This is a genomic window from Klebsiella sp. P1927, assembly GCF_018204675.1.
In the GTDB taxonomy this organism is placed as follows: domain Bacteria; phylum Pseudomonadota; class Gammaproteobacteria; order Enterobacterales; family Enterobacteriaceae; genus Klebsiella; species Klebsiella pneumoniae.
The window spans coordinates 5352740-5373331 of sequence record NZ_CP073377.1 but is presented as its reverse complement, the minus strand read 5'-3'; the positions used below and the strand labels follow the sequence as shown (position 1 = coordinate 5373331).

General features: G+C 57.9%; 16 protein-coding genes, 1 tRNA gene and 2 other RNA genes. 9 read left to right on the top strand and 10 right to left on the bottom strand.

The window, feature by feature from the left end; translation table 11 throughout:
• Positions 1-635: 635 nt before the first annotated feature.
• From KB892_RS26705 to KB892_RS26670, 8 genes are all read right to left on the bottom strand, one after another.
• A protein-coding gene (locus tag KB892_RS26705) for an IS3-like element ISKpn1 family transposase (RefSeq protein WP_085955125.1) occupies positions 636-1999 on the bottom strand; the annotation gives its coding sequence in 2 pieces (ribosomal slippage) (positions 636-1531 and positions 1531-1999; 1365 coding nt in all).
• 161 nt (positions 2000-2160) lie between these two features.
• Positions 2161-2294: non-coding RNA, RtT sRNA (locus tag KB892_RS26700), on the bottom strand.
• A 33-nt stretch (positions 2295-2327) separates the two neighbouring features.
• A non-coding RNA gene (locus KB892_RS26695) (RtT sRNA) lies at positions 2328-2461 on the bottom strand.
• 33 nt (positions 2462-2494) lie between these two features.
• Positions 2495-2571: transfer RNA gene (locus KB892_RS26690), tRNA-Pro, on the bottom strand.
• Between the two features lie 119 nt (positions 2572-2690).
• Positions 2691-4085: an ankyrin repeat domain-containing protein gene (locus KB892_RS26685; RefSeq protein WP_002921896.1), complete on the bottom strand. Its 1395-nt coding sequence runs from the start codon at positions 4083-4085 to the stop codon at positions 2691-2693.
• A gap of 191 nt (positions 4086-4276) precedes the next feature.
• Positions 4277-5950: a kdo(2)-lipid A phosphoethanolamine 7''-transferase gene (gene eptB, locus KB892_RS26680; protein WP_004152427.1), complete on the bottom strand. Its 1674-nt coding sequence runs from the start codon at positions 5948-5950 to the stop codon at positions 4277-4279.
• A 242-nt stretch (positions 5951-6192) separates the two neighbouring features.
• Positions 6193-7398, bottom strand: a complete 1206-nt coding sequence (locus KB892_RS26675) for an L-lactate MFS transporter (RefSeq protein ID WP_002921907.1) — start codon at positions 7396-7398, stop codon at positions 6193-6195.
• A gap of 241 nt (positions 7399-7639) precedes the next feature.
• Complete coding sequence (locus KB892_RS26670; protein ID WP_004220756.1) at positions 7640-8221, bottom strand: lipase; 582 nt, start codon at positions 8219-8221, stop codon at positions 7640-7642.
• 205 nt (positions 8222-8426) lie between these two features.
• On the opposite strand from KB892_RS26670, the gene tag reads away from it, so the two are divergent.
• Complete coding sequence (tag, locus tag KB892_RS26665; protein WP_002921914.1) at positions 8427-9008, top strand: DNA-3-methyladenine glycosylase I; 582 nt, start codon at positions 8427-8429, stop codon at positions 9006-9008.
• On the top strand, positions 8986-9426 hold the full coding sequence (locus KB892_RS26660; protein ID WP_002921915.1) for an N-acetyltransferase: 441 nt from the start codon (positions 8986-8988) through the stop codon (positions 9424-9426). The genes tag and KB892_RS26660 overlap by 23 nt, the downstream gene beginning before the upstream one ends.
• Here the strand turns inward: KB892_RS26660 and KB892_RS26655 are convergent.
• Positions 9395-11725 (bottom strand): molybdopterin guanine dinucleotide-containing S/N-oxide reductase, encoded by a 2331-nt coding sequence (locus KB892_RS26655; protein ID WP_004152428.1) that lies wholly within the window; start codon positions 11723-11725, stop codon positions 9395-9397. The two genes, KB892_RS26660 and KB892_RS26655, sit on opposite strands and share 32 nt — an antisense overlap.
• 167 nt (positions 11726-11892) lie before the next feature.
• On the opposite strand from KB892_RS26655, the gene KB892_RS26650 reads away from it, so the two are divergent.
• The 6 genes from KB892_RS26650 (at position 11893) to ghrB (ending at position 17856) form a co-directional block, all read left to right on the top strand.
• On the top strand, positions 11893-12555 hold the full coding sequence (locus KB892_RS26650; protein ID WP_002921917.1) for an OmpA family lipoprotein: 663 nt from the start codon (positions 11893-11895) through the stop codon (positions 12553-12555).
• A 103-nt stretch (positions 12556-12658) separates the two neighbouring features.
• A complete protein-coding gene (locus KB892_RS26645; protein WP_002921918.1) occupies positions 12659-13675 on the top strand; it encodes a LacI family DNA-binding transcriptional regulator in 1017 nt (338 codons plus the stop codon).
• 111 nt (positions 13676-13786) lie between these two features.
• A complete protein-coding gene (locus KB892_RS26640; RefSeq protein ID WP_002921919.1) occupies positions 13787-14536 on the top strand; it encodes a sugar phosphate isomerase/epimerase family protein in 750 nt (249 codons plus the stop codon).
• 3 nt (positions 14537-14539) lie between these two features.
• Complete coding sequence (locus KB892_RS26635; RefSeq protein ID WP_002921921.1) at positions 14540-15475, top strand: sugar kinase; 936 nt, start codon at positions 14540-14542, stop codon at positions 15473-15475.
• Positions 15476-15579: 104 nt separating this feature from the next.
• Positions 15580-16860, top strand: coding sequence for an MFS transporter (locus KB892_RS26630; protein WP_002921927.1), 1281 nt, complete (start codon positions 15580-15582; stop codon positions 16858-16860).
• Between the two features lie 24 nt (positions 16861-16884).
• Positions 16885-17856: a glyoxylate/hydroxypyruvate reductase GhrB gene (ghrB, locus tag KB892_RS26625; protein WP_002921928.1), complete on the top strand. Its 972-nt coding sequence runs from the start codon at positions 16885-16887 to the stop codon at positions 17854-17856.
• A gap of 108 nt (positions 17857-17964) precedes the next feature.
• On the opposite strand, the gene KB892_RS26620 is transcribed toward ghrB, so the two are convergent.
• A complete protein-coding gene (locus tag KB892_RS26620) occupies positions 17965-18675 on the bottom strand; it encodes a DUF3053 domain-containing protein (protein WP_002921929.1) in 711 nt (236 codons plus the stop codon).
• A gap of 440 nt (positions 18676-19115) precedes the next feature.
• Between KB892_RS26620 and KB892_RS26615 the strand changes: the two genes are divergently transcribed.
• Positions 19116-20471 carry an MFS transporter gene (locus tag KB892_RS26615; protein WP_002921930.1) on the top strand — a complete coding sequence of 452 codons (1356 nt, stop codon included), beginning with the start codon at positions 19116-19118 and terminating at the stop codon, positions 20469-20471.
• Positions 20472-20592: the final 121 nt, after the last annotated feature.

Here is a 20592-nt window from a genome sequence, read left to right as displayed (position 1 = left end):
CTGCTCCAAAATTGTGATGTTGTTTGCATATATCCGCCGGACCTTTATTTATTTTTTACCCGGTCCGGTCGGTGGTGCCCGAAGGCGTAGAGAGAGATGGGGATTCCTTTCGCAAAAACGACTGAGTTGCAGTACGGATTCTCCATGAAATGCCCCTCATGCCCTACAATCTGTCAACAGAATGGGGAAACGTCAATACAGCCAGCCGGGTTTTACATCCAGCGTGAGAAACGGCAGGCAAAGATTAAAAAAACTTCAGGACGCTATTTTCAGCAGAGAAATTTATGCTACTGGCAATTCAGCAGAATAAAGACCTTATTAATTTGCAACACCCAGTGGGAAACAATGCCAGCAAATGAGAAAAATTTCTTGCTGTGTGACCAATATGTGAGCGATTAATAGCGTGAACGTTAAAACGCACAGCGGAAAATGCTGCATTCAGCCATAAGCTTCGCGAAAAAAGATCTGTTCATCGATAAAAAAATGCAATGGAAGATATCACAAAATAGCGAATAGCCGGCTGAAAACGTGAGTAAAGACGTTTATTGTGATTTTGGTGGTATTTTTGGCCAGTTGTGCACTGATGATGCCCGGCGGCGCTGCTGGACTGACCCCATAAAGTTGGATGGTTCATATTAAGCGGCTCTCAGAGCCTGGGTTCGGTACTCTACCGGACTCAGGCCTTTTAATTTCAGGCTTATCCGCTCGTTGTTGTAGTAATGGATATAGTCCTCTACGGCTTTTCTTAGCGCACTGACACTCCTGAACTCCCTCAGATAAAAACACTCCGATTTCAGGGTCCCGAAGAAGTTTTCCATCACTGCATTATCCAGGCAGTTTCCTTTACGCGACATACTCTGCGTCATCCCATGCGCCTTTAAACGTTCCTGATAGCTCCTCATCCTGTAATGCCAGCCCTGATCCGAGTGCAGCAGCGGAGCATCTCCCGGTCTGAGCTTTGGGAACGCACCGTCCAGCATCGTATTCACCATCTCCATCACCGGCCTTTCCGACAGGCTGTAGGCGATAACCTCCCGGTTAAACAGATCGAGAACTGACGACAGGTAAAGCTTTTTTCCCTGTACCGGGAACTCTGTCACATCTGTTACCCATTTTTCGTTGGCTTTTGACGCACCGAAGTTCCGGCTCAGGATATTGGGCGCGGCCTCGCCCGTTCTCCCTTTCCAGGCACGATATTTTTTCGCCCTTATCACAGACCGGAGTGACAGTTCTGCCATCAGCCGCTGCACTGTTTTATGGTTTATCCGCAGCCCCTGTTTTCTCAGTGCGAGCGTGATCCTGCGGTAGCCATAACGACCTTTGTGATAGTGGTATATCTTCCTGATGTTCTCTTTAAGACCCGCATACCTGTCCCCTTGCTTCAGTGCATTCATATTGTAATACCACGTGCTACGGGACATACCGGCCGCCCGCAGAAGGTCCCGCAGAGCGTGTTCATGCCTTAGTTCACTGATTATCAGGGCTTTTTGCCATTTTTTTCGCTCTGAACCAAGGCTTTCAACTTTTTTAGATAGGCATTCTCTGCCCGCAGATAACGCAGTTCGGCCCTGAGTTCTTCGGGGGAGAGTTTTTCCAGCTCTTTATCTGTTAGTGGTGGGATATTTTTTGGCTTTGTCATTTTTCCGGGCCGTCCGCATTGTATGTTTAAAAGACCTTCCGCTCCGGCATCGTTGTACACGTCGAGCCAGCGCCGGACAAGTATTTCTGCGGAGAGATTAAACCGGGCAGCCGCTTCACGCATCGTCAGGCGGTCACTGATAACCGCCCGGACGACCACGAGTTTAAATTCATCGGAATAATGATTATTTTTTGCAGTCAGGCCTTCTGCACCGTGGAACTGCCATGCCCTGACCCAGCGACGGACAGATGTTCTTTCAATACCAAAAAGGTCGGCTGTACTCTGTTCTCCGTCTTTACCGGACAAATAATGATTAACCACAGCCAGTTTTGTTTCAGGGGAATACTTTGGTTTAGCCATAAAATTGCACCTTACTCAGTTGGGTGTCCAACTTTTGGGGTGCAGTCCATGCGCTTGCGCGGGCCTACGAAACGCGAGTCGAACCTCCTGCCCCCGGAGGTTCTCATCCTCACTGGCCTCAGATGCAAAAAAGCCTGCTCATTGAGCAGGCTTTTCGAATTTGGTCGGTGATAGAGGATGACTCACCACTTCGTGGCTCGCCCTGCGGGCCGTTGCTGACGCAACGTTCTCTCGCTTCGCTCGAGTCGAACCTCCTGCCCCCGGAGGTTCTCATCCTCACTGGCCTCAGATGCAAAAAAGCCTGCTCATTGAGCAGGCTTTTCGAATTTGGTCGGTGATAGAGGATGACTCACCACTTCGTGGCTCGCCCTGCGGGCCGTTGCTGACGCAACGTTCTCTCGCTTCGCTCGAGTCGAACCTCCTGCCCCCGGAGGTTCTCATCCTCACTGGCCTCAGATGCAAAAAAGCCTGCTCATTGAGCAGGCTTTTCGAATTTGGTCGGTGATAGAGGATTCGAACCTCCGACCCCTTCGTCCCGAACGAAGTGCGCTACCAGGCTGCGCCAATCACCGAATGCGGGGCGCATCTTACTGCTGGGATGCCTACCCGTCAATGCCTTATTTTCAAAAAATCGCTCAACCGGCGAGAAACTCAGCAGCCTGAGCAGCGAATCGCCGGTTGCTCAACGTTTTTAGCGGCAGTTGACCTCAAACGTTTTGCGATACTCGGATACCTTACATGTCACCGGCTCGCCGAGATAGGTTGCGCCCGCCGGGGTGAATGTAAACTCTCCCAGTAGCATCGTCAGCTCCCCCAGCTCCGGGCAGGATTGCTGATGACGCATAATATCCGGGCGGGTATCGTTATTCACCGCCCGGGCGATGTCGCTGTATGCCAGCTTGTCAGCAAAGGCATTAGCACAAAACTGCAGTTCGCTTTGCGCCATATGCGCGGCCTGCCCCTTCAGCTCGGCATGCTGTGCCAGCAGCAGCTGGCGAACCTCGCCGGCCCGGCTGTAGCCAATCGCCGTATAGCCGGCCTTATTGCTGAGGTTGACGCTGGCGCCAGCCGCAAGCAGCGCCTCGACATTGGCTTTATTATTCATTTTGACCGCCAGCATCAGCGGGCTGAGATCGTTGGCGGAAAGCTGGTCCACCTTTGCGCCGCGCTGCGCCAGCGCCGCGATCACCGCAGGCGCCCCCTGACCCGCCGCCACCTGCAGCGCCGTGAGTCCTTCACGGTTCGGCTGATCCACTTCCACCCCGGAGGCCGACAGCGCCAGCACCAGATCGGGATCATCCCCCGCCGCCGCCAGCATCAGCGGTGTGGTGCCGGATTTATCCGCCAGGCTGGTGTCCGCCCCGGCGTTGGCCAACGTCGTGATGGTTTCCGCCGATCGCGCGTGATCGACAGCGAGGAAAAAGGCCGATTCCCCGGACGCGTTGACAGCCTTCACGTCCGCGCCGTGCTTGAGGAGCAGCGCCACTATCTCGTCGACGTTCTTCTTAAACGCGCCGGGCGCCAGTTGTAACGCCATGTCTTCGGTCATCAGCGCGCGATTGCCCGTCGCCAGCGATTTCGCCGCCGTTGCGCCAACTATCTTGTCCAGCGTACTCTCCTCTTCGACAGGCGCATCGGGCTTTTTCATCGCCAGAATATGCTGATAGTCGTTTCTGATGTCCCCGCCGTCGGAGATGGCGGACATCAATGCCGTACTCTTGTCGATGGAGGTCTGATTCACCGACGCTCCCGCCTGGAGAAGATCGCCGATAATCGCGGTATCGCTGCCACGCGCCGCCGCCAGCATCAGCGCCGTGACGCCCTGGCGCGTCTGGAGGTTCGGCTTCGCCCGACGCTTAAGCAGCAATTCCACCACATCGCGTCGATTTTCCGCAGCAGCGACCATCAGGCCGCTTAAGCCGGTTTTATCCTGACCATCCACATCAATGCCGTTATCCAGCATGGCTGCGATCGTCGCTGGCGCATCGTATTTACAGGCCAGCAGGAACTGGCTGGTCTCTTCCTCAGACTGGCAGCCCGCGAGCATCATCAGGCACAGTAGGACCAACCCCTTTATCACCTTCATCCTTTCTCTCCATGAAAAGTTCATGCACAGGGGAAGCGAGGAAACAGGGGTAATCAAAGAAGAAGAGGTCACCTGCCAGACACGTCCACTGTGCGAAAAAAATCCCTCGCGCGGCGTCAGCCGGCGAGGGATTAGCTTATCCTGGGCTCAGGAAAGGAAAACAGACCCGAGAATCTGAAAACTATCGGGCCTTACTTTTTCCACCGGCACCAGTTGTTGTTCTCATTGATCCCGCCATCCGGCGAGGTATAGCCGAGGCAGCCCATAATGGTGTCGTACAGCTCGACGTGACGGCGCGGCACCTTCATCGCAGCCTGCTGCTGCAGATGGGCAAACGCGGCGGCGTGATCGGGATTTTCCAGGTACTTATCCGACATCCACACCATCATCGGCACGCGGAACTGCTCCGGCGGCGCCATCTTGCGCGGCGTACCGTGCAGGTGTTCACGCTCGTTAATCGACTCCCCGTGGTCGGCGGCATAGAACACAATCGCTTTCTTATCCCGCAGCTGGTCGAGGACGCTGACGATAAAGTGATCGACATAGGTCACGCTATTGTCGTAGGAATTGATCAGTTCCGCTTTCGAGCACTTGTTGTCGACGCCGACGCACTCCGGTTTCCACTGGGCGAAGCTGCGCGGGTAGCGTTGGGTGTAGTTAAAGTGGGAGCCTTTGGTGTGGAGAATGATCAGATGCTTACCGGAGGCGTTGCCCTGCGCCATACCGCGCTTCATCTCATCCACCAGCAGCATATCGTCAACGCTCTTACCGCGGTTGCGCGGCTCGGCGCCAATCTGCTCGCGGTAGGCGATATTGTTGGCCATCGTGTTGCTGTAGAACCACATCTCGCTCTGCATGGCGTACAGATTGCCGCTGAAGCCCAGCTGATGCAGCACGGCAAAGACATTCTGCTCTTTGAGCGTCCGCTGTGGGTTATCTTCCGCCCCGCCCTCGCGCACAAACATGCAGCGTAACGACAGTTTGGTAGCGGTATCGCACGAGTAACCGCGGAAGGCGACGAGATTCTTCTCTTTCTCCAGCTCTGGCGTGGTATTGCGGCTATAGCCGAGGATGCCCATATGGTCCCAGCGGGTCGTTTCGCCAATGATAAACACCACGTAGGTATCATCCAGACCTTCCGGCGCGACGTAGGTGAACTTCTTCGCCGGGTTAATCAGCGATTTGTTGTCTGAGGATTCATCCACCTGCGCCCAGGCGTACAGACCCAGCGCCGACAACCAGTTCGACGGCAGGTAAGAGTTGGCGATCACCCCGCCATAGCTCGGCATATCCACTTCCGAATGGCGCTCCACATCATGCTGGCGCAGCTCTAGCAGGCGGATGGGTCCCCAGACAATCAGTCCGGCCAGCACCACGATCAGCACGTTTTTAACCCGCTGGCCCGGGGTGCGCAGCTGGCGCAGCAGCGTATGGCGGCAGCGGTTGCTCCAGATGAACAGCAACGGCGGCGCGCTCACCGCCACCAGCCAGAGGATCAGGTGCCAGCCGATGACCTCTTTCGACAGGTCGATATCGGTGGTCATCACCGAAGCGATGATCCCGTAGCCAATCACCACATTGAGGAACGTCATGTAGTAACTCGCCGCGGCGGAAAACAGGACAATCAGCGTCGCCAGAATGCGCCAGATACGGCGGCCGAACAGCGACAGAAGACGTAACAGGAAGAAGGTGACAAATACCGTGGCAACCAGTTCAACAACACCGGAAAGCCCTTTCCAGAAAGTGAACTCTTGAGCATAACCATCGAAACGCCGGAAAAAAACGGCGACGTTCATAAACCAGCCGATGTACAGCGCCAGCCAAAAACTAAGCTTCTGCTGCGTCATCGTTCTAATATATTTCATGCAAGCAAACCTGGAAAAAGAAGAATAAAACACCGCCTGACGCTGTGGCACGAGTCAGTAGGCTAATAGGGTGCGTTAGGGTTGGTTATCAGAAACCTCTACAAACCGCGATAAGTAGACCACAGGGAACGAGAAAAGTATCAGGAGGGAATGTGATCCAGCCAAACATTTACAAAACATTTGGCTGGATTGGCACTATTTGCTTAGGGAAATAACCAGGGGCACGTTTCACGCTGCAGGTTTCAGGCGTGCGCCTCGTTATATACCGTGCTTTTCGGCTGACGAATGGTGGTGGATAACGCCAGCGAGAGGATCAGCAGGGCGAAGATCACGCAGAAGGTCACGTAGAAACCGCCGAACAGCGAAGCGATGAGAGAGCCGCAGATGCTGCCGATACCGAAGCCCAGATAAATCACGCCATAGTTTTTCGCCAGATTGTTCAGACCAAAGAACTCACTCACCAGCGACGGGAAGACGGTAATGGTGCCGCCGAAGTTAAAGGCGACGCAGGCGATGGCGGCGAAGAAGGTCAAGGCATTCAGCGGGGCGAACAGCAGCGCGGCCATCCCCACCAGCGACACGACCTGACCGATGGTAATCACGCGAATGCGGGAGATTTTATCAGACAGGATACCTAACACCAGGCGACCGCTGAGGTTCGCAATCGAGATAACCGTTACCGCGTTGGCCGCCGTGGCGACATCCAGGTGGACCATTCCCTGGGCAATATCTTTCGCTACGCCAATTACGTACAGACCGCTCATGCAGGCCGTCAGGAACATCACCGCCAGCATCCAGTACTGCGGTTTACGCATCGATTCGGCGAGGGTGAAGTCGTTTTCCACGACGCCGTTGGCCGCGGTGGCTGCCGGGTGATTTGGCGCATCTTTCATCAGGGTCGCGCCAAAGACGATCATCACCAGCACGATAGCGCCCCAGATAACGAAGGTTTTTTCCAGGCCAACGGTGGCCAGCAGGTGGGAATCAATGAATTTGAACCCCAGGCTGCCGAGACCATAGGAGCCAATGGAGAAGGCGGAGATCAACCCTTTACGCTCCGGGAACCATTTCACGCAGTTCGACAGGGTCAGCAGGTAACCGGCGCCGTCCGCCAGCCCCACCAGCACGCCCGCGCTCAGCCACAGCATCATCAGGCTGCTGGAGTGCGCGGTCAGGAAGAAGCCCAGGCCGAGCAGGATCCCGGAGGCCATGGTGACGCGCTTCACGCCAAAGCGCTCCTGCAGCTTGCCGGCGACCGACGAAGAGAGTGCCAGCCCGAGGCTCAGCAGACCAAAGGAAAAAGCCACCTGACTGACCGGCTCGCCCAGTTTGTCAGACAGCGAACTGTTAAACAGGCTCCAGGTATAAACCGAACCGAGAGCGAATTGGGTGATGATGGTGCCGATCAGTGTCAGCCAGCGGGTCGATTGACGGTTTGCAGCGTTCATAGCAGTTGTCCTGATAAATTAACTGCCGCCACAATAGCGAAGGCCCCTCATCCAGTGGGGGAAAAAGGCATGAACTGCCATCAGCGGGGAATGAAATGCATTAATGTTGGAATGAATGGCATTGCATAACATTCATTCCGTAAATTACAGGCAAAAAGTTAGTGTGCGCTATCTCACAGAAATGCGCCATTGCTGAGATTTAACAATAACCACATCGTTTCAAATGCGTAACAATTCCCGATTAAAAATTGGCGCTGACCCCCATCAAATAGAGCGTATTTTCCCCTGACGGCAGGTTATCCGCCTGCGACAGCGTTGCCCATGCCGCCACGTGGGATCCCAACCGCATATCAGCGCCCAGGGTGACATCGCTCCAGCCTCCCTCCCTGGCACGGGACATCGGCGCCCAGACATCGCTGGCGAGCGACTGGTTATAGCTCACCTGCGCCCAGGGATGCACGCCCCACAGCGCCTGATAATCCATGCGCCAGCCGAGCGTGTTAACGTAGCCCGCCTCGCCTGCGCTTCTCACCGTCGGCGCGGTGACGTCGCTGCGCAGGCTGGCCACCGGCCCGGAGGTTACGCCGTTTGCCAGCGGATAATTCCAGCCAATGCTCAGGCCGCGGCCGCTGTCCGGCGGCGCCAGCCCCTGGTTTAACGCCAGCCCCCCGGGCGTCTCAGAGGACTTCATCCGCTCGGCGAGAATATCTTCATAACGTGGTTGGTGATCGCTATCCCATGTATAGCGTTCCGACGTATTACTTTTTGTATCGATAGCGATATATTCCTGTTGCCAGGCATTCGCTCCAGAGACACATGACACCCAGACGGATACGCTCGCCGGGATCAAGAACCCCCGGAGGCCATTGCATTTCTTTATTATCATTAATGCGACTCCAGAAAAGAGCCGAATCGGCAATATTGCTGTGTTTTTAGTGGGGATACGATTTCCCTGTATTAACTATTATCTTTATCTTTCAGCCGTCAAGGCGGGCGTCCACTTTTTTAGCGCAGAGGGAGAAACAGCTATGCAGCGTTGCGGATGGGTGAGTCAGGATCCGTTATACATCGAGTATCACGATACCGAATGGGGTGTGGCGCAAAAAGAGGGTCGCCAGCTGTTTGAAATGATCTGCCTTGAGGGCCAGCAGGCCGGTTTATCGTGGATCACGGTGTTAAAAAAACGGCAGAACTACCGCCAGGCTTTTCACCAGTTCGATCCGGTGCGCGTGGCGGCGATGGGTGATGACGATATCGAGCGACTCCTGCAGGATACCGGCATCATTCGCCATCGGGGAAAAATCCAGGCCATTATCGGCAACGCCCGCGCCTATCTGGCGATGGAAGAAAATGGCGAGTCGTTCACTGATTTTGTCTGGTCCTTCGTCGACAATGCGCCACAGGTGACCCGCGCTGCGACGCTGGCGGAAATTCCCACCACGACGCCGGCCTCCGATGCGCTGTCGAAGGCATTGAAAAAACGCGGCTTTAAGTTTGTCGGCTCGACAATCTGTTATTCCTTTATGCAGGCCTGTGGGCTGGTCAACGACCATGTCACCGGCTGCTTCTGTCACCCTGGAGGTCAGGATGATCCGCAAGTGGGACACTGAAGATACCGCGCCGCTGCTGGCGCTGTGGCTGGACAGCACGATTCATGCCCATCCTTTTATCAGCGAAAGCTACTGGCGCGACAGCGTCGCGGTAGTACGGGATGTCTATCTTCCCGCCGCCAGCACCTGGGTCTGGGAGCAGGATGGCGAGTTAAAAGGCTTTGTCAGCGTGCTGGACTCCCGTTTCGTCGGCGCGCTGTTTGTCGCGCCGGGCGCCACCCGCCAGGGCATTGGCCGGGCGCTGCTGGATGAAATCAAACAGCACTACGCCTGGCTGAGCCTTGAGGTTTATCAGAAGAACGAATCGGCGGTCAGTTTCTACCATGCGCAGGGCTTCCGGATTGAAGACTGCGCATGGCAGGACGATACTCAGCACCCGACGTGGATTATGCGTTGGCCGGCGGATCAAATGCCGTAAGCGGCAGCGCCGGGCCGGTATATTTCTCCAGCCACGCCAGGGCGGTGTTCCCGGCACAGCCGTTGCCCAGCCGGGATGTCGGAATATCTTTGGTTAAGACGTTCACCGCCCCGTTTTTGCAGATGCCGACCTGCGGATCCAGGTCGGGCCACGCTCCTTCATGCAGGCAAATCACCCCCGGGCGGATCCCCTCCGTCACCACGGCGCCGGCCAGCACCTGACCGCGGGCGTTCCATACCCGCACCAAATCGCCATCGACAATCCCGCGCGCCTGCGCATCCTGCGGATGAATAGTCACCGGTTCGCGCCCGGCGACGGCATAGCGCTCGCGCAGCGCGGTGTGGTTCAGTTGACTGTGCAGACGGTGGGCCGGATGGGCCGACAGCAGCTGCAGCTGCCCCGCCTCTGCGTTGCCATGCCACTCGTCGGGCTCCAGCCACATCGGATGCGGCGGACAGTCGGCGTAACCAAAAGCGGCGATGGTCGGCGAGTGGATCTCTATTTTACCGCTCGCCGTTTTCAGCGGGTTGGCCTGGGGATCGGCGCGGAAGGCGGCGAAACGCGCAAAACGGGCATTCTCCGGCTCCTCCGGCATCTCAATCAGCTGGTTAGCCTGCCAGAATTCGGCAAATGGCGGCAGCGTCACCTGCTGCTGGGCGCCGCGCCGGGCGGCCATCTGATAGAAAGTCTCCAGCCACTGCAAATCACTCTTCCCTTCGGTGAAGCGTTCGCGGCCACCCGCCTCCCAGCGTTCGCTGAGGTCGGCAAAGACCGCGAAATCGTCGCGCGCTTCATCTCGCGGAGCAACCACCTGCTTCATCGGCACCAGATGCTGGTTACTGTAGTCCCCGGTCATGGTCAGATCGTTGCGCTCAAACGAGGTGGTCGCCGGCAGGACGATATCGGCATGGCGCGCGGCGGCGGTCCAGAAGCATTCGGAAATGACGATAAGCTCCGGTTTCTGCCACGCCTGAATCAGTCGGTTGGTGTCCTGATGATGAGTAAAGTTGGCGCCGCCGGCCCACCAGATAAAGCGAATATCGGGAAAGCGCCGCGCCATGCCGTTGTGCTGATACTCCGCCCCCGGATTCTCCAGCGCCTCGACAATTCGTGCGACCGGGATCTTCTCCACCGCGTCCACGCCTCCGGCCACGCTCCCCTGCATCGAGCCCAGCACCGCCGCGCGGCGGGTCGGGTTGCCGCCGTTGGCAAAATGATAGGAAAGACCAAACCCGCCACCGGGGGTGCCGATCTGTCCCAGCATGGCGGCCAGAGTGACCAGCATCCAGTGTTTCTGCTCGCCATACTGCTGACGCTGCATGCCCCAGCCGGCCATCAGCATAGTGGTATTTTCGTGGAAAAGTTGCGCCAGTTCGCGGATTTTATCTGCTTTAACGCCGCAGATCGCTGCTGCCCACTCAGCGGTTTTCGCTACGCCGTCGCTTTCGCCGGTCAGATAGCGGGCAAAAATATCGTAGCCGCTGGTGCAGCGGGTAAGAAACGCATCATCCTGCCAGTCATTTTCCACCAGCGTATGGGCGATCCCCAGCATCAGCGCGACGTCGGTGCCCATATGCGGCGCGATCCACTCCATCGAATCGCCAAAGAAATCGACGGTTTCCGATCGCATCGGATCGATGCAGATCAGCCGCTTACCGCTCTGGCGCAGCCGATCAAACCACGGGATCCCTTGCTCGTCGGAGGCATTCCAGGCAATTTTCAGCGTGTTCAGCGGGTTGGCGCTCCACAGCACCACCACTTCGCTGTGCTCGAGCACCAGCGGCCAACTGGTCTGCTGCTGATACACCTCATTGCCGCCAACGACATAAGGCATGATCGCCTGCGCCGCGCCGGTGGAGTAATCGCCAAGATGGCCGGTATAGCCGCCCGCCAGGCTCATATAGCGCTGCAGCAGCGTCGCCGCCTTATGCAATACGCCGTTAGAGCGCCAGCCGTAGGAGCCGGCAAAAATGGAGGCCGGACCGTAGCTGTCGCGGATCCGCCGATGCTGGGCATCGATCAGATCCAGCGCCTGCTCCCAGCTCACCCGCACGAATTCATCCTGACCGCGGACCCCCTGGGGCTTGTCCGGTGAAGCAAGGAAGCCTTTACGCACCATTGGATAGCGCACGCGGGTTTTGCTGTGCACCTGATCGCGCACTGCCGTTTGCAGCGAGTTGGCAAACGGTGTCGCCAGCGCGCCGCGGGAAGAGAGGACGTTTTCCCCGTCCGTTTCCACCAGCATCGGTCCCCAGTGGGCGGCGGTTAAGATGGTTTTGGTTGCAGATGAGGTTGGCAAGGGCGGCTCCTGGTCAGCGAATGCAGGTGTCATGACGGCGTGATGGGCAACCGTTCAATGTTATTTACAAAAAGAGATGGTATCCGGGGAATTTTCTCCGTAATCGCGCGTCATAATCAACCGTCACGTTCGCTGTGACAAAGAATAAAAAGGATTAAGGATATTAAATGAAAAAACGCGTACTTATGATTGCGGCGCTGGTCAGCGGCACTCTGGCCATTTCTGGCTGCACCACCAACCCCTATACCGGTGAACGTGAAGCAGGCAAATCCGGTATTGGCGCAGGTATTGGCTCCTTAGTGGGCGCTGGCGTCGGCGCGCTCTCCTCTTCCAAACATGACCGCGGCAAAGGCGCGCTGATTGGCGCAGCGGCCGGCGCGGCGCTCGGCGGCGGCATTGGTTACTACATGGACGTGCAGGAAGCGAAGCTGCGCGACAAAATGCAGGGAACCGGGGTCAGCGTGACGCGAAATGGCGACAATATCGTGCTGAACATGCCGAATAACGTCACCTTCGACAGCAATAGCGCCAACCTGAAGCCGGCCGGCGCCAACACCCTGACCGGCGTGGCCATGGTGCTGAAAGAGTATGAGAAAACCGCTGTTAACGTGGTCGGCTACACCGACAGCACCGGCAGCAAGGATCTGAATATGCGTCTGTCGCAACAGCGTGCGGACAGCGTCGCCAGCGCGCTCATCACCCAGGGCGTGGCGGCCAATCGCATTCGCACCACCGGCATGGGCCCGGCAAACCCGATCGCCAGCAACAGCACGGCGGAAGGCAAAGCGCAGAACCGTCGCGTGGAAATCACCCTCAGCCCGCTGCAGTAAGCGCATCTTCATATCGCCCGGCAGCCGTTCTGCCGGGCAAAATGCTTGATATCGCTATTTTTCGCGCTAAGGTGTTGGCAGATTTTCAGCAAAGGAAGCCACCATGGCGAAAGCGGCGCGTGCAACTATCAGCGATGTGGCGAAAGCCGCAAAGACCGGCAAAACCAGCATTTCACGTTATCTTAACGGCGAGAAGCATCTGCTTTCCGACGACCTGTTATCACGTATTGAAAAAGCCATTGCCGAACTCGACTACCGCCCCAGCCTGATGGCCCGCGGCCTCAAGCACGGCCGGACCCGCCTCATCGGCCTGATCATCGCCGATATCACCAACCCCTACTCGGTCAACGTCATGAGCGGCATTGAAGCAGCCTGCCGGGAAAAGGGCTTCACCCTGCTGGTGTGTAATACCAATAACGAGCTCGATCAGGAGCTGCACTACCTGGACCTGCTGCGCAGCTACCAGGTGGAGGGTATTGTCGTCAACGCAGTCGGTATGCGGGAGGATGGCCTGAACCGCCTGCAGCAGTCGGCCCTGCCGATGGTGCTGATTGACCGTAAAATCCCCGACTTCGCCTGCGATGTGGTCGGGCTTGATAACGCCCAGGCCGCCACCACCGCCACCGAACATCTGGTGGAAAAAGGATTCGAGGCCATCCTGTTTCTCAGCGAACCGCTGGGCTCGGTGAATACCCGTCGCGAGCGCCTGAGCGCCTTTCGCGCCACGCTTGCCCGCCACCACGGCGTGGTGGCCGAAAACGCCGAGGTGCAGCTTAACGACGGCGCGATGCTGGACAACGTCCTGCGTCAGTTCCATGCCCGCCACCGCGGGATGCGCAAAGCGGTCATCTCCGCCAACGGCGCGCTGACGCTGCAGGTAGCCCGCGCCCTGAAGCGCGTCGGCCTGATCTGGGGGAGCGATATCGGCCTGCTGGGCTTCGACGAACTGGAGTGGGCGGAGCTGGCCGGCGTCGGTATTACCACCCTCAAACAGCCGACGTGGCAGATCGGCTACGCGGCGGTCGAACAGGTTATTCGGCGCATTGCCGGCACTAACGACCCCATCCGCGAACGGGTATTTTCCGGCGAGCTTATCGTCCGCGGATCAACCTCCCGTTAACGATCCTTCGTGATGCCGATCATAAATTAAACATCTCGCCCTTTCTTATGGAACCGATACCATCTAGCGTATTAAGGAGATTAAGCAACAAACGCCGGGAGTAAGAGCGCGATGGCCAGAAAAATTATTGTCGTTACCGCTGCGTATGGTAATGACCATGTTAAATCCTTAGGCGGGCAGGCCGCCGTCCTGCCGTTTATCGCCAACGCCGGCGCGGACGGCGTCGAAATCCGCCGCGAGCTGTGCAGCGCGGAAGAGCTCAACGCTCTGCCCTCGCTGGCGGCCACCATTGAGCGCCACGGCCTGCTGGCCTGCTACTCCGCGCCGCAGGCGCTGTTCACCGACAACGGCGAGCTTAACCCGGATCTCCCGACGCTGCTCGCGGAAGCGCAAACCCTGAACGCTCTGTGGCTGAAGCTCTCCCTTGGCCATTTCCTCCACAATCAGCAGTTGGATGAACTGCGCGATATCCTCAGCGACAGCGGCATGGCGTTGGTGGTAGAGAATGACCAGACCGACTGCGGCCAGCTGGCGCCGATGCAGCGCTTCAAAGCCGCCTGCCGGGTCCATCAGCTGCCGATCACCTTAACGTTTGATATGGGCAACTGGCTGTGGGTTGGCGATTCGCCGGAAGAGGCGGCACGTCATCTTGCGCCGGCGGTCAGCTATATTCATGTTAAAGCGGCGGAGCCTCATCATGAGAAATTCCGCGCTGTACCGCCGGATCAGGCCGCCGAACGCTGGCTGGCCCTGCTCGATAATCTTCCCGCCGACGCGCCGCGTGGAATCGAGTTTCCGCTGACTGGCCATGACCTGACGGCCGTGACCCGCCGCTACGTCAACCTGTTACGCGAGGATTAAGTCGTGGAAAATTTAGATGTCATCACCATCGGCGAAGCTATGGCCATGTTTGTCGCCACCGAAACCGGGGATCTGGCCGAGGTGGAGCATTTCATGAAACGTGTCGCCGGCGCCGAGCTGAACGTCGCCACCGGCCTGGCGCGCCTGGGTCTGAAAGTCGGCTGGGTGAGCCGCGTCGGCAACGACAGCTTTGGCCGCTTCGTACTGCAATCGCTGGCGAAAGAGGGGATCGATAGCCACGCTGTGGCCATCGACAACCGCTTCGCTACCGGTTTCCAGATGAAATCGAAAGTCGAAAATGGAACCGATCCCATTGTGGAGTATTTCCGCAAAGGATCCGCAGCCAGCCATCTTTCGCCGGACGATTTTCGCGCCGACTACTTCACCAGCGCCCGCCATCTGCACCTGAGCGGCGTCGCGGCGGCCCTTTCTGAGAGCTCTTACGCGTTGCTGGAGCATGCGGCGAAGGTAATGAAAGCCGAAGGAAAAACCCTCTCTTTCGACCCCAATCTGCGCCCGGTGCTGTGGAAAAGCGAAGCCGAGATGGTGGAGAAACTCAACCGTCTCGCCTTCCAGGCTGACTGGGTTTTGCCAGGCTTAAAAGAGGGCGTGATTCTTACCGGCCAGCAGACCCCGGAAGGGATTGCCGATTTCTATCTCTCCCGCGGCGTCAAGGCGGTAGTCATTAAAACCGGCTGCGACGGCGCCTGGTTCAAGAGCGCCAGCGGCGAACAGGGAACGGTCGATGCCATTAAAGTCGATAACGTCGTCGATACCGTCGGCGCCGGCGACGGCTTTGCCGTCGGGGTGATTAGCGCCCTGCTGGAAGGCAAAACCCTGCTTCAGGCGGTGAACCGCGGCAATAAAATCGGTTCGCTGGCGATTCAGGTCCAGGGCGACAGCGAGGGGCTGCCCACTCGCGACGCGCTGGGCGAGTAACTTTTCTACGCAACGATAACAGCCGTCCTGTACCCTACCTGCAGCGCGGCACAGCAGCGTCCGTTTCGACGGACGTATGTCTCCTCATTGACAGAGGCAAGCCTATGAATAGCTCAACAAATGCAACGAAACGCTGGTGGTACATCATGCCTATCGTGTTTATCACGTATAGCCTGGCGTACCTCGACCGCGCCAACTTCAGCTTCGCCTCCGCGGCAGGCATTACCGAAGACCTGGGCATCACCAAGGGGATCTCCTCCCTTCTGGGGGCGCTGTTCTTCCTCGGCTACTTCTTCTTCCAGATCCCCGGCGCTATCTATGCGGAGCGCCGCAGCGTTCGCAAACTGATCTTTATCTGCCTGATCCTGTGGGGCGGTTGCGCCTCCCTGACCGGTATTGTGCATAATATCCCGGCGCTGGCGGCGATCCGCTTTATCCTCGGCGTCGTCGAAGCCGCGGTGATGCCGGCGATGCTTATCTATATCAGCAACTGGTTCACCAAATCAGAGCGCTCTCGCGCCAACACCTTCCTGATCCTCGGTAACCCGGTGACGGTCCTGTGGATGTCGGTAGTCTCCGGCTACCTGATTCAGGCCTTCGGCTGGCGGGAAATGTTCATCATCGAAGGGGTGCCGGCGGTGATCTGGGCCTTCTGCTGGTGGGTGCTGGTGAAAGATAAGCCGTCGCAGGTGTCCTGGCTGGCGGAGAGTGAAAAAGCGGCGCTGCAGGAACAACTGGATCGTGAACAGCAAGGCATCAAAGCGGTGCGTAACTATGGCGAAGCCTTCCGCTCCCGCAACGTGATCCTGCTCTGCGCGCAGTATTTTGCCTGGAGTATCGGCGTATACGGCTTTGTACTGTGGCTGCCGTCGATTATCCGCAGCGGCGGTGAAAATATGGGGATGGTGGAAGTGGGCTGGCTCTCTTCTGTCCCGTACCTGGCGGCCACCATCGCCATGATCGTCGTCTCCTGGGCCTCGGATAAACTGCAAAACCGTAAGCTGTTCGTCTGGCCGCTGCTGCTGATTGGCGGACTGGCCTTCATCGGTTCCTGGGCGGTCGGCGCCAACCACTTCTGGGTCTCCTACACCCTGCTGGTGGTGGCCGGGGCGGCAATGTATGCGCCTTACGGCCCCTTCTTCGCCATTATTCCGGAAATGCTGCCGCGCAACGTCGCCGGGGGCGCCATGGCGCTGATCAACAGCATGGGCGCCCTGGGCTCCTTCTGCGGCTCGTGGTTTGTCGGCTACCTGAACGGCGCCACCGGCAGCCCCGCAGCGTCCTATATTTTTATGGGGGTAGCGCTTTTCGCCTCAGTATGGCTGACTTTGATTGTTAAGCCTGCTAATAATCAAAACCTTCCACTTGGCGCTCATCACGCCTGAACGACTCATACTACGGAGATTCGCATGAAGCCGTCTGTCATTCTCTATAAAACGCTTCCCGACGACCTGCTACAGCATCTGGAGGAGCACTTTTCCGTCACTCAGGTGAAAAACCTGCGGCCGGAGACCGTTTCGCAGCACGCTGAGGCCTTCGCCCAGGCTGAAGGCCTGCTGGGCTCCAGCGAAAAGGTTGACGCCGCGCTGCTGGAGAAGATGCCGAAGCTGCGTGCGACCTCCACCGTTTCCGTTGGCTATGACAACTTCGACGTCGAGGCGCTGAACGCCCGCCGGGTGCTGCTGATGCATACCCCGACCGTGCTGACCGAGACCGTCGCCGATACGGTCATGGCGCTGGTGCTGAGTACCGCGCGCCGGGTGGTGGAAGTGGCGGAGCGCGTCAAAGCGGGTGAATGGACGAAGAGCATTGGTCCGGACTGGTTCGGCACGGATGTTCACCATAAAACCTTAGGCATCGTCGGCATGGGCCGCATCGGTATGGCGCTGGCGCAGCGCGCCCACTTCGGGTTCGGCATGCCAATCCTGTATAACGCGCGTCGCCAGCATCCGCAGGCGGAAGAACGCTTCAATGCCCGCTATTGCGATCTCGATACCCTGCTGCAGGAGGCTGACTTTGTCTGCCTGATCCTGCCCCTGAGCGAAGAGACTCACCATCTGTTCGGTCAGGCGCAGTTTGCAAAAATGAAATCTTCCGCCATCTTCATTAACGCCGGGCGTGGCCCGGTAGTGGACGAGCAGGCGCTGATCGCCGCCCTGCAGAACGGTGAGATCCACGCTGCCGGTCTCGATGTGTTCGAACACGAACCGCTGGCCAAGGACTCACCGCTGCTGAGCCTGCCGAACGTCGTCGCGCTGCCGCATATCGGCTCCGCCACCCATGAGACGCGCTACAATATGGCGGCCTGCGCGGTGGACAACCTGATCGACGCCCTGAACGGCAACGTAGAGAAAAACTGCGTCAATCCGCAGGTAAAATAAGCCATAAAAAAACCCGGGTAACGGCGGCAACCGCCCTCCCCGGGTTCTTTTTGCATCCTGTCCATCATCCTGCCCGTTCGCCGCAGCCAACGTCAGCCAGATGAAGCATTAACGGGTGGCGTTCACCGCCGCCGTCCATGCCTGATTAAACGCCTGATGCTGCGCCGCCAGCGGCCCAATCAGCGCATTGTACTGGCTGGCCTGCTGGGAGGTTGGGAACTGAATGCCGTTGGCGACAAAGCTCACCTGCGTCCCCTGCTGAGCGACAAAATCCCCAACCTGAACCAGCTGCTGGGTAAAGATCTGCGCGGCCGGGATCAGCGGCTGCAGCGCGTCGGCTGGCGCCGTCACCACCTTGGCGTAAACCTGATCGAAGACCGGCTTGAGATCGTCAGCCTGCTTCAGCGCGCCATGCGCGGCATCGGCCTGCATTTTCGCATTCTGCAGCTGCTGGCTGAGCACGCCCAGCGCGCCGTTCGCCTGACGCAGCGGCTCACGCTGGGTCATATAATCCTGCGGGACGCGGATCGCATTGACGCTGTCCACCACCGGGCGCAGACCAGCGTCCATCGCCTGGCTCACCTGCTGCGAGTAACCGTAGATCACCGCGTAGTCAGAGACAAAAGGCCCAAACTGTTTTTTCTGATCGGCGGTCAGCGTCGGCAGACGTTCACCGCTACGCATCGCCGTATTCTGCAGGAAGTCGATAAACGCTTTGCGCTGATCGCCCTCTTTATCAAAACACCCACTCAGGCTAACCACCATCAATAAGGCCGCCATAGCCGCAAACCAGCGAGAGCAGGACTTTCCTGTCGCCATTTTTTTACTCCTTTCAGCCAAAAAAAGCGCACAACGGCACACACGTGCCAGACGCTGACAAGGATAGTCCAGCTCGGCCTCGCAGGATACCCTTTCCTGCTAATCTTACGCGGGAAAAACACCATTTTGCACGCCATCGTCGCGCTGTAGAACGTCTGTTATGCGCATCACAAATATGGTCTTAAGATCAGGTGGGCCAGAACCTCATAAACCATTGATATTAATATAAATAAAAAGCCACAACCCGGCACTGCGCCTTAAAGCGGACGATAATCGCACGCTTTGGCACGCGTCTGGATTGCCTGCCTCGCACTTCAATGATTTGATGAATGAGCGATTAACGGCGACATGTTCGATTATCGCACAAATCAAACTCAACGACGCGAAGGCGACGATAATAATAAACCTCTGTCCCTCGCTCAGTCTGCCAGGAAAGCCGTATGACTAAGACAACCATCGACATTCAGGCCTTTATCAACGAGCACCCCTTCACCCGCTACCAGTGGATGATCCTTGCGCTCTGCTTTATCACCGTCGCGATGGACGGGTTCGATACCGCAATTATCGGGTTCATCGCCTCCGACCTGGTGCAAGAGTGGGGCGTGGAAAAATCGGCCCTCGGCCCGGTGATGAGCGCCGCGCTGGTGGGCCTGGCGGTCGGCGCCTTAACCGCAGGGCCGCTGGCTGACCGCATCGGCCGCAAAAAAGTGCTGATCATGTCGATCGTGGTGTTCGGCGGATTCAGCCTGCTCACCGCCTTCGCCACCAGCCTTAATCAGCTGACGCTGCTGCGCTTCCTGACCGGTCTGGGCCTTGGCGCGGCGATGCCGAATGCCGCAACGCTAATGAGTGAATATGCGCCGGAGCGCCGTCGGGCGCTGCTGGTGAACCTGATGTTTGTCGGCTTTCCGATGGGATCTTCGCTGGGCGGCTTTTTATCCGCCTGGATGATCCCGCACTATGGCTGGCAGAGCGTGCTGGTGCTGGGCGGCGTGATGCCCCTCCTGCTGGCGGTGGCATTAATATTCCTGCTGCCAGAGTCCGTCCGCTATCTGGTAGTGAAGCAGCACCCGGCGCAGCGCATTGCTGCTATCCTGCGCCATATCGCGCCGCTGCCGAAGACAGTGGAATTTGTACTACGCGAAGCAGGCCAGGTGAAAGAGAAATCCGCGATCGGCGTCATTTTCTCTCCTCGCTACGCGGTGGGTACCGTGATGCTGTGCCTGACCTACTTTATGGGCCTGCTGATTTTCTATCTGCTGACCAGCTGGCTGCCGCTGCTCATCCGTGAAACCGGCGCCTCGATGAGTCAGGCCTCAATTATCACCGCCCTGTTCCCGCTCGGCGGCGGGATTGGCGTGCTGATCCTCGGCGCCCTGATGGACAAGATCAACCCCAATAAAGTGGTGGCCGTCGGCTGGCTGCTGACCGGCGTTTTTGTCTGCCTGGTGGGTTTCTCCACCAGCAGCCTGGCGCTAATGGGAGTGATGGTCTTTATCGCCGGCAGCATTATGAACGGCGCGCAGTCGTCGATGCCGGCGCTGGCGGCTGGCTTCTATCCGACGCAGGGGCGCGCCACCGGCGTCGCCTGGATGCTGGGTATCGGCCGCTTCGGCGGCATCCTCGGCGCGTTCAGCGGCGCCTTCCTGATGCAGGCTCAGCTCTCCTTTGAGACCATTTTCACCCTGCTGGCCATCCCGGCGTTCCTGTCAGCCTTTGCGCTGCTGATCAAGTACCGGGTCAGTAAATCCGTGCCGGCGACGACAGATGAGGCGAGAAGCCTGCAGAAAGCCTAACCCTATAAGCCGGCGCCCCGCGCCGGCTTTGCCGCTTTTTTCTTATCCGTTTACAAAAATTTTCGAAGCCACCTCATCGCGTTAATAATCATTCTTTTAGGCTACGCTGCCGTTTGGCTGT

Excerpts from the sequence above, each read along its gene's own strand:
- KB892_RS26685 (WP_002921896.1), bottom strand. The coding sequence starts at position 4,085 with ATGAAGGTGATAAAGGGGTTGGTCCTACTGTGCCTGATGATGCTCGCG.
- eptB (WP_004152427.1), bottom strand. The coding sequence starts at position 5,950 with ATGAAATATATTAGAACGATGACGCAGCAGAAGCTTAGTTTTTGGCTG.
- KB892_RS26675 (WP_002921907.1), bottom strand. The coding sequence starts at position 7,398 with ATGAACGCTGCAAACCGTCAATCGACCCGCTGGCTGACACTGATCGGC.
- tag (WP_002921914.1), top strand. The coding sequence starts at position 8,427 with ATGCAGCGTTGCGGATGGGTGAGTCAGGATCCGTTATACATCGAGTAT.
- KB892_RS26660 (WP_002921915.1), top strand. The coding sequence starts at position 8,986 with ATGATCCGCAAGTGGGACACTGAAGATACCGCGCCGCTGCTGGCGCTG.
- KB892_RS26650 (WP_002921917.1), top strand. The coding sequence starts at position 11,893 with ATGAAAAAACGCGTACTTATGATTGCGGCGCTGGTCAGCGGCACTCTG.
- KB892_RS26645 (WP_002921918.1), top strand. The coding sequence starts at position 12,659 with ATGGCGAAAGCGGCGCGTGCAACTATCAGCGATGTGGCGAAAGCCGCA.
- KB892_RS26640 (WP_002921919.1), top strand. The coding sequence starts at position 13,787 with ATGGCCAGAAAAATTATTGTCGTTACCGCTGCGTATGGTAATGACCAT.
- KB892_RS26630 (WP_002921927.1), top strand. The coding sequence starts at position 15,580 with ATGAATAGCTCAACAAATGCAACGAAACGCTGGTGGTACATCATGCCT.
- ghrB (WP_002921928.1), top strand. The coding sequence starts at position 16,885 with ATGAAGCCGTCTGTCATTCTCTATAAAACGCTTCCCGACGACCTGCTA.
- KB892_RS26620 (WP_002921929.1), bottom strand. The coding sequence starts at position 18,675 with ATGGCGACAGGAAAGTCCTGCTCTCGCTGGTTTGCGGCTATGGCGGCC.
- KB892_RS26615 (WP_002921930.1), top strand. The coding sequence starts at position 19,116 with ATGACTAAGACAACCATCGACATTCAGGCCTTTATCAACGAGCACCCC.